Source organism: Bradyrhizobium sp. 21 (genome assembly GCF_023073335.1).
Taxonomy (GTDB): domain Bacteria; phylum Pseudomonadota; class Alphaproteobacteria; order Rhizobiales; family Xanthobacteraceae; genus Bradyrhizobium.
The window spans coordinates 122,164-128,968 of the sequence record NZ_JADPJG010000017.1; the positions used below are offsets into that span (position 1 = coordinate 122,164).

Below are 6,805 nucleotides of genomic sequence, written 5' to 3' on the forward strand. Positions count from 1 at the left end.
CTATAGACCCCCCCAAGGCTGGGGCAGTACCGAGGCGTCCGAGGCGATTTTCCGCGATGAGCTTCCTACCGGGTCCGGCGCAGACCGCTGCAATCTGCCTGAGTGCCGTACTTCCGCTGCTGCTGTTGTGCTACGCGCGTATCGCTGCCATTCGCGGAGCCGGCCGCCGTTTTCGACTGGGCTGTCTCAGCGTCATCGCCCTTTTCGTGATCGCCTGCATCGCGCTTCCGGGTCAACGGCATCTCGACGACGTGGTTGGCGGCCTCTTCCTGCTGGCGACGGCGATGATGCTTTGCTACGTGCTGTTCAGCCTGCTGGCTTGGGGCTTTACGCTGACGCTGCTCACGGCGCTGGTCCAGGCCGGACGTCCCCTCACCGCGGAACAATGGGCCGCGGCCTACATGCAGGGCGGAGATCTCGGCACCTTCGCGCATAATCGATTGAAGCTCCTAATCGGTTCGGGAATGGTGACGACGGCCGACAGCAAATTGACCCCGACGGCCAAGGGGCTCGCGGTCGCCCGTCTCGTCAAGCTCGTTCGTGTCTTAACGGGTCTGGGATAACAGTCGCGATGTCATTCGCCGTCGGTCTGGTCGCGGTGGTCGCTTTTGCCGTGCTGGCGCCTGCCATGCAGTTCATGGCTCGTGTCCGAGCCTGGCCGCTCGCACCGGTGATCCTGCTCGCGCTTGCCGCGGTCGTGTCGCATCTTCTCGGCGTGCTGCTGGGCGTCTTGACGCTCCCGCAATTCCAGTATTGGGACGCCGCGTCGATTTTCGGATTTGGCGTCATGGGCTATGTTTTCGCCTTCGGCGCAGTCTACAAATCGGTCTCGCTCGAGATCCTGCTAGGGCTTGTCGACCGGCCCGGCCGGACGGCTCCGCTTTCGGATGTCGTCGACCGGCAGGTTCCGGATCTGTTCCTGGGACGGACCAAAATCCTGATCGAGGGCGGCTTGGTCGAACAGGTCGATTCGCGCTTTGCCGCGACGGCCGCGGGGCAGTCCATGGCCGGCCGGATCGGGGCGCTGCGCCATGCGTTTGGCATCGGGAACACCGGCCTCTACGAGTTCACCGACTAGTGGCCCGAATGCAACTCTCCCGTTCGATCGCACCCAATCGGCCCTGAGCTGCGGGACCGATATTGTTTGCCGTGCCCCGATCACTTAGAGTTGCAACCAGGTTCCACCAGTAGAGTGGCCGGCAACGGCGGGCGTGCGATGACAGCTTCCAGGGCGGCAAAAAGGCTTACCATCGTCATTCCTGCGCTCAACGAGCAGGACAAGATCGCCGACACCATCGACGGCGTGCTGCCGCTCGCCCGCGAGCTGCTCGACGATTTCGAGATTTTCCTGATCGACGACGGCAGCACGGATGCCACCGGTGCGATCATGGACGAGTACGCGACCAGAGAGCCGCGGATCGTCGTGCATCACAACGCCGTACGGCGGGGCGTCGGTGCCGGCTTCGAATATGCCCTGTCGCGCGCGAAGTTCGATGCCATCACGCTCATTCCCGGCGATCACGCTTTTCACAACGAAGGCATCGCCAGGATGTTCAAGGCGGTGGGCGCCGCCAACCTCGTCATCACCTATCGCGACAACCAGTCGGACCGCTCCGTCAATCGCTCGATCCAGTCGCATTCGCTGCGGTTCATCCTGAACTGCCTGTTCGGCTTCTGGCTGTCCGACTACCACAGCATGATCGTCTACCCCGTGAAATGGCTGCGCCAGATCGCGGTCAAGGCCGACGGCTACGGCTATCAGATCTGTGCGTTGATCTCACTGCTCCAGCTCGGCCTTACCCACGTGCAGGTGCCGGTCAGCCTGAACGCGGAGCTGAAGGGGTCGTCCCGCGCCATGCGGCTGCGGACCTATTTCGAGCTCGGCGGGACCATCTTCGCGCTGCTGCGCCGCGTTCCCATCCGGGACGTCGATCTCAGCCGGGTTCCCGTCGACGCCGGGCGGACCTCTGCACGCTAGGCGACAGCCGGGCCCGCGTCGCAGTGAACGACGGGCCGCCCAACGGGGATATCTCGTCCCCGTTCCGTCCCTATTTGATCTAACTATTTGATTTCGCTGGCAGGAGTGGCAGGGCTCGAACCTGCGACCCCCGGTTTTGGAGACCGGTGCTCTACCAATTGAGCTACACTCCTACAGACCCTGCGTTACCGCCCGGATCAGGCCGCTTTGAAGCACAAGGGGCGGCTGGATTGCAAGGGCGGATTGCAAGGGTGAAGCGCGCTGGCTTCGCTTGTTTGTGCCGCGCCTTCCGGGCCACACTCCGTTCCGAATAATAACAAGCAACCGGGAGTGCCCATGACTGGGACAGCCACTGCGACAGCCTCTGCGACAGCCGCCCCTCGCCCCTCGACCTCCCCGAACACCCCGCCTTTGCCGGAAGCCCGCCCCGAGACGCTGGGGCTGTCGCGTCCCCGCCTCCAAGCCATGTCGGATGCCTTCAAGCGCGAGATCGACAAGGGAACCATTCCGGGCGTCACCGTGCTGGTGGCCCGCCGCGGCCAGGTCGGCTGGTTCGAGGCGCTCGGCAGGCAGAGCCCGACGGGCGCCGCGCCGATGGCGCATGAGTCGCTCTTCCGCATCTTCTCGATGACCAAGCCGATCGTGTCGGTCGGCATCATGGCGCTGGTCGAGGACGGCCACCTGCTCCTTGGCGATGCGGTCGCCAAATTCATCCCGGAGTTCGCGGAGCAGAAGGTCGGCGTGGTCAGCAGCGGCAGGCTGGAACTGGTTCCGCCCAAGCGGCCGATGACGGTGCAGGACCTGCTCCGCCACACCTCCGGCCTGACCTACGAGCACCAGGGCGACGGCCCCGTGCACAAGCTCTACCAGGACTCGCGGGTGCGCAGCCGCAAGATCACCAATGCCGAGCACGCCGCGCTGGTGGCAAGCTTCCCGCTGGTCTGCCATCCCGGCGACGAGTTCAACTACAGCCGCTCCACCGACATCCTCGGGCGCATCATCGAGGTCGTCAGCGGCAAGTCGCTCGGCACGTACCTCGCTGAGCGCATCCTCGTGCCGCTTCAGATGACCGAGACCGCCTTCTCGACCTCTGAGGCCAATGCCGGCCGGCTCGCCGAGCCGTTCGCGGCCGATCCCTGGACCGGCGACAAGGTCTCGCTGTTCAACATGCTCGAGCAGCCGATCATGGAGTCCGGTGGTGGCGGCCTCGTCTCGACAACGATGGACTATGCCCGCTTCGCGCTGATGCTGCGCAATGGCGGTACCCTCGACGGCAACAGGATCATCGGTCGCAAGACGCTGGAACTGATGGCGTCCGATCACCTCGACCCAGCGGTGAAGATCAACGGCACCCTGCTCGCGCCCGGCCATGGTTTCGGTCTCGGCTTCGCGGTGCGCCGCGAGGCCGGCATCGCGCCCTTCCCCGGCAGCGTCGGTCAGTATTTCTGGAGCGGCATTGCGGGGACATTCTTCTGGATCGATCCGAAGGAGGATCTGTTCGTCGTGTTCATGAGCCAGGGCCCGGGCCAGCGCGATTTTACGCGGACGCTGGTGCGGGATCTGGTGTACGCGGCGGTGGATTGAGCAGACCACGTCAATTGAACGATCGAGCGGCAACCTCGGTGCAACCTCTCCCGCTTGCGGGGGAGGTCGGCGCGAAGCGCCGGGTGGGGGCTTTCTCCTCGTTGGGAATCTCTCTGCGGAGACACCCTCTCCCCAACCCTCTCCCGCAAGCGGGCGAGGGAGCCCACCGTCCGTCGTGGCTACACCTCGACTACCCTCAACTGATCGTCGCGCCGCCGTCGATCACCATGGTCTGGCCGGTCATGAAGTCGCCGGCCTTCGAGCCCAGGAACACCGCCGCGCCCGCGATCTCGTCGGGGATGCCGATGCGAAGCAGCGGCGAGCGCGCGGTCGAGGCCTTCAAATTCTCCGGATTGTCCCACAATGCTTTCGCAAAGTCGGTCTTGATCAGGCCGGGCGCGATGCAGTTCACGCGGATGTTGTGCGGGCCGTATTCGCAGGCGAGGTTGCGTGCGAGTTGCATGTCGGCGGCCTTGGAGATGGCGTAGGCGCCGAGGATGGTCGAGCCTTTCAAGCCGCCGATCGAGGAGACGATGATGATCGAGCCGTCCTTGCGTTCGATCATCTGCGGCACAACCATCGAAATCAGCCAGTTGTTGGCGACGATGTTGTTGTCCAGAATCTTCCTGAACTGATCGTCGGAGATGCCGGCGAGCGGACCATAATACGGGTTCGACGCCGCGTTGCAGACCAGCACGTCGATCTTGCCGAAGGTGCGGTTGCTCTCGTCGATGAGGTTTTGCAGATTTTCCTTCGACGAGATGTTGGCGGCGATCGCGACCGCGGTACCCTTGCCGAACTTGTCGTTGATGGACTTCGCAACCTGGTCGCAGACGTCGGCCTTGCGCGAGGAGATCACCACCTTGGCGCCGTGCTCGGCCATGCGCTCGGCGATCGCAAGCCCGATGCCGCGCGTCGAGCCGGTGATGACGGCGACTTTCCCCTTCATGTCGAACAAGGTCATGTTTCTCTCCCAGAGTACGATTTGATTTTCTTGAATCTTACGCCGACGCCGCGCGAGCGGATAATTGCTTCAGGCGAGCTTCTTGACTTCCGGTCCCGCCGGCTGATGCATTTCCGCATGCGCATCATCCGCGATCCACGGCTGCTGGTTCACCATCGGCAAGCGCCAGACGCTGCGTTCCGGACTTGCGAAATGATCGAGCCGCGTCACCGAGCAATTGTCGATGTCGAACGACAGCCCCCGCTCCGGCTGGCCGTCGAGCGCGAGCCCAAGCGCGGCCTTGATGGTGCCGCCGTGGGCGACCGCGATCACGTCCTGCCCGGCGGCCTCGACGTTGATCCGCTCGATGGTGCGGCGGGTGCGGTGATAGAGGTCCATGAAGCTTTCGCCGCCGGGCGCAGGCTCGTTGATGTCGGCAAACCAGCTCGAGCCCACCGGGCGGTTGGCGATGAACTCGGCGCGGTTCATGCCCTGCCAGCGGCCGAGATCTTGCTCGGCGAGGTCCGCTTCCCATTTCATCGACGCAGGTTTTGGGAAACCGGCCGCCCAGATCGCTTCCGCGGTCTGGTGCGTGCGCATCAGATTGCTCGAATACCAGACCGCCTTGCGTGGCAGCACCTTGGCAACAGCGTTGAAGACGTAGGTATCGCTGGTGTCGCAGGCGATGTCGGACTGACCGTAGATATTGCCGCCGTCGTTGCGCACCGGCGCGTGACGGACCCACCACCAGCGTGTCGTGACCACATTGGGCTTGTCTGCGCCTGCCATCGAAACCCTTCCCTCCCGTTTGATGTCGCTGTACGTCAGTAGCCAACGTGTCTCAAGACACTTTACCGTTTGAAATCTTGTTTGAAATTCCGTCGCGCGGCAAGCGTCGCGAGCGAGCCAAAGGGAGAAAACGCATGGGCCGTCTGCAAGGCAAATCCGTCGTCATCACCGGTGCCGGCAGCGGCATCGGCCGCGCGGCCGCGCTGCTGTTCACCAGAGAGGGCGCCAAGCTGATCGCGGTCGATCGCACCGAGGCGGTGAAAGAGACGGTCGACGAGGTGAGGAAGGCCGGCGGCGCCGCGGAAGCCATGGTGGCGGACGCGGGCTCCGAAACAGATGTCATCGCCATGATCGACAAGGCGGTGAAGACGCACGGCCGGCTCGACGTAATCTGGGCCAATGCCGGCGTCTCCGGCGGACTCGTTCCGCTCGGCGAGCAGACCGTGGAGCATTGGCAGGAGGTCTTGCGCGTCAATCTGATCGGCCCCTTCCTCGCGGTGAAGCATGCCATGCCGCACATGGTGAAGCAGCAGTCCGGCGCGATCGTGCTGACCGCGTCCGTCGCAGGCCTCAAGGCCGGTGCCAGCGGTCATCCCTATGCCGCCAGCAAGGCCGGCGTGATCTCCCTGGTGCAGACCACCGCCTATTCGCTCTCCGGCACCGGCGTGCGCATCAATGCGGTATGTCCGGGCCTGATCGAGACCGGCATGACCAAGCCGGTGTTCGACCGCGCCAAGGAGCGCGGCACCCAGGACAAGATCGGCCAGCTCAATCCGTTGAAGCGTCCCGGCCAGCCGCACGAGCTCGCCGCGATGGGACTGTTTCTGGCCAGCGATGAGGCGTCGTATGTCAACGGCCAGGCGTTCCCGGTGGATGGCGGTCTGACCGCTTCGATGCCGTATACGGGCAAGCCGGTTTAGCGAGAGAGGTCTAGTGTCCCGGACGCGCAGCAGCGTTCTTACGCTGCTGCGCAGAGCCGGGACCCAGAAGGCCACAGGGATCGCCAACGCATGGGCCCCGGCTCTGCAGCGCACCGTCGAAGAGACGCTGCGCTGCGTCCGGGACACGAGAGCGGAATTTTTGCACGTCCCTTGCATCAACACCGTCATTGCGAGCGCAGCGAAGCAATCCAGAGTCTTTCCTCAGAGACAACTCGTAGGATGGGTAGAGCGAAGCGAAACCCATCACACTTTTATTTGCGCGGAAGCATGATGGGTTTCGCAAGTGCTCTACCCATCCTACGGCCGCAGACACACCTTCGCATCCTCGCGGCTGGTTTCGCCCGAGCTTTGCTTCGTCGGCTCACCCTCGAATGAAAGAGGGCGCAGGGAAGACCGGGTGCCGGCTGGCACCCACGGTCCACTGTGCGAAGTTGTGGTACAAAAATCTGCACAGCGGCATACAGGTGAAGCCAAAACAACCGGCCTTCCCTGAGCAGTGGTTTTACGACTTATGTCGTGCTCTCCCCGGGGAGCGATGCACTATTGCCCCCGTCGCCTTGCCGATGACTG

The 6,805-nt window shown here is 63.8% G+C and carries 7 protein-coding genes and 1 tRNA gene; 5 read left to right on the forward strand and 3 right to left on the reverse strand.

The genetic code is table 11. The annotated features are described in order from the left end of the window. The first annotated feature begins 56 nt into the window (after positions 1-56). The 3 genes from IVB31_RS18895 (at position 57) to IVB31_RS18905 (ending at position 1,978) form a co-directional block, all read left to right on the forward strand. Complete coding sequence (locus IVB31_RS18895) at positions 57-563, forward strand: hypothetical protein (RefSeq protein ID WP_247325027.1); 507 nt, start codon at positions 57-59, stop codon at positions 561-563. 8 nt (positions 564-571) lie between these two features. Further along, positions 572-1,078 carry a hypothetical protein gene (locus tag IVB31_RS18900; RefSeq protein WP_247325029.1) on the forward strand — a complete coding sequence of 169 codons (507 nt, stop codon included), beginning with the start codon at positions 572-574 and terminating at the stop codon, positions 1,076-1,078. 138 nt (positions 1,079-1,216) lie between these two features. Further along, positions 1,217-1,978 (forward strand): glycosyltransferase family 2 protein, encoded by a 762-nt coding sequence (locus tag IVB31_RS18905; RefSeq protein WP_247325032.1) that lies wholly within the window; start codon positions 1,217-1,219, stop codon positions 1,976-1,978. A gap of 97 nt (positions 1,979-2,075) precedes the next feature. Here IVB31_RS18905 and IVB31_RS18910 read toward each other — a convergent pair. Further along, positions 2,076-2,151 (reverse strand) — tRNA-Trp (locus tag IVB31_RS18910). Positions 2,152-2,314: 163 nt separating this feature from the next. Here IVB31_RS18910 and IVB31_RS18915 point away from each other — a divergent pair. Further along, positions 2,315-3,562: a serine hydrolase domain-containing protein gene (locus IVB31_RS18915; protein ID WP_247325035.1), complete on the forward strand. Its 1,248-nt coding sequence runs from the start codon at positions 2,315-2,317 to the stop codon at positions 3,560-3,562. A 196-nt stretch (positions 3,563-3,758) separates the two neighbouring features. On the opposite strand, the gene IVB31_RS18920 is transcribed toward IVB31_RS18915, so the two are convergent. Together IVB31_RS18920 and IVB31_RS18925 are read right to left on the reverse strand one after the other, a co-directional pair. Further along, the gene (locus IVB31_RS18920; protein ID WP_247325037.1) at positions 3,759-4,526 is read right to left on the reverse strand and encodes an SDR family oxidoreductase; all 768 of its coding nucleotides are present in this window, start codon (positions 4,524-4,526) and stop codon (positions 3,759-3,761) included. 69 nt (positions 4,527-4,595) lie between these two features. Then, entirely contained in the window at positions 4,596-5,294 is a 699-nt protein-coding gene (locus IVB31_RS18925) for a histidine phosphatase family protein (RefSeq protein WP_247325038.1), read from the reverse strand. A gap of 134 nt (positions 5,295-5,428) precedes the next feature. On the opposite strand from IVB31_RS18925, the gene IVB31_RS18930 reads away from it, so the two are divergent. Continuing rightward, positions 5,429-6,214: an SDR family oxidoreductase gene (locus IVB31_RS18930; RefSeq protein WP_247325040.1), complete on the forward strand. Its 786-nt coding sequence runs from the start codon at positions 5,429-5,431 to the stop codon at positions 6,212-6,214. Positions 6,215-6,805: the final 591 nt, after the last annotated feature.

Coding starts and splice junctions, on each gene's coding strand:
- IVB31_RS18930 (WP_247325040.1), top strand. CDS start 5,429: ATGGGCCGTCTGCAAGGCAAATCCGTCGTCATCACCGGTGCCGGCAGC.
- IVB31_RS18895 (WP_247325027.1), top strand. CDS start 57: ATGAGCTTCCTACCGGGTCCGGCGCAGACCGCTGCAATCTGCCTGAGT.
- IVB31_RS18915 (WP_247325035.1), top strand. CDS start 2,315: ATGACTGGGACAGCCACTGCGACAGCCTCTGCGACAGCCGCCCCTCGC.
- IVB31_RS18905 (WP_247325032.1), top strand. CDS start 1,217: ATGACAGCTTCCAGGGCGGCAAAAAGGCTTACCATCGTCATTCCTGCG.
- IVB31_RS18900 (WP_247325029.1), top strand. CDS start 572: ATGTCATTCGCCGTCGGTCTGGTCGCGGTGGTCGCTTTTGCCGTGCTG.
- IVB31_RS18925 (WP_247325038.1), bottom strand. CDS start 5,294: ATGGCAGGCGCAGACAAGCCCAATGTGGTCACGACACGCTGGTGGTGG.
- IVB31_RS18920 (WP_247325037.1), bottom strand. CDS start 4,526: ATGACCTTGTTCGACATGAAGGGGAAAGTCGCCGTCATCACCGGCTCG.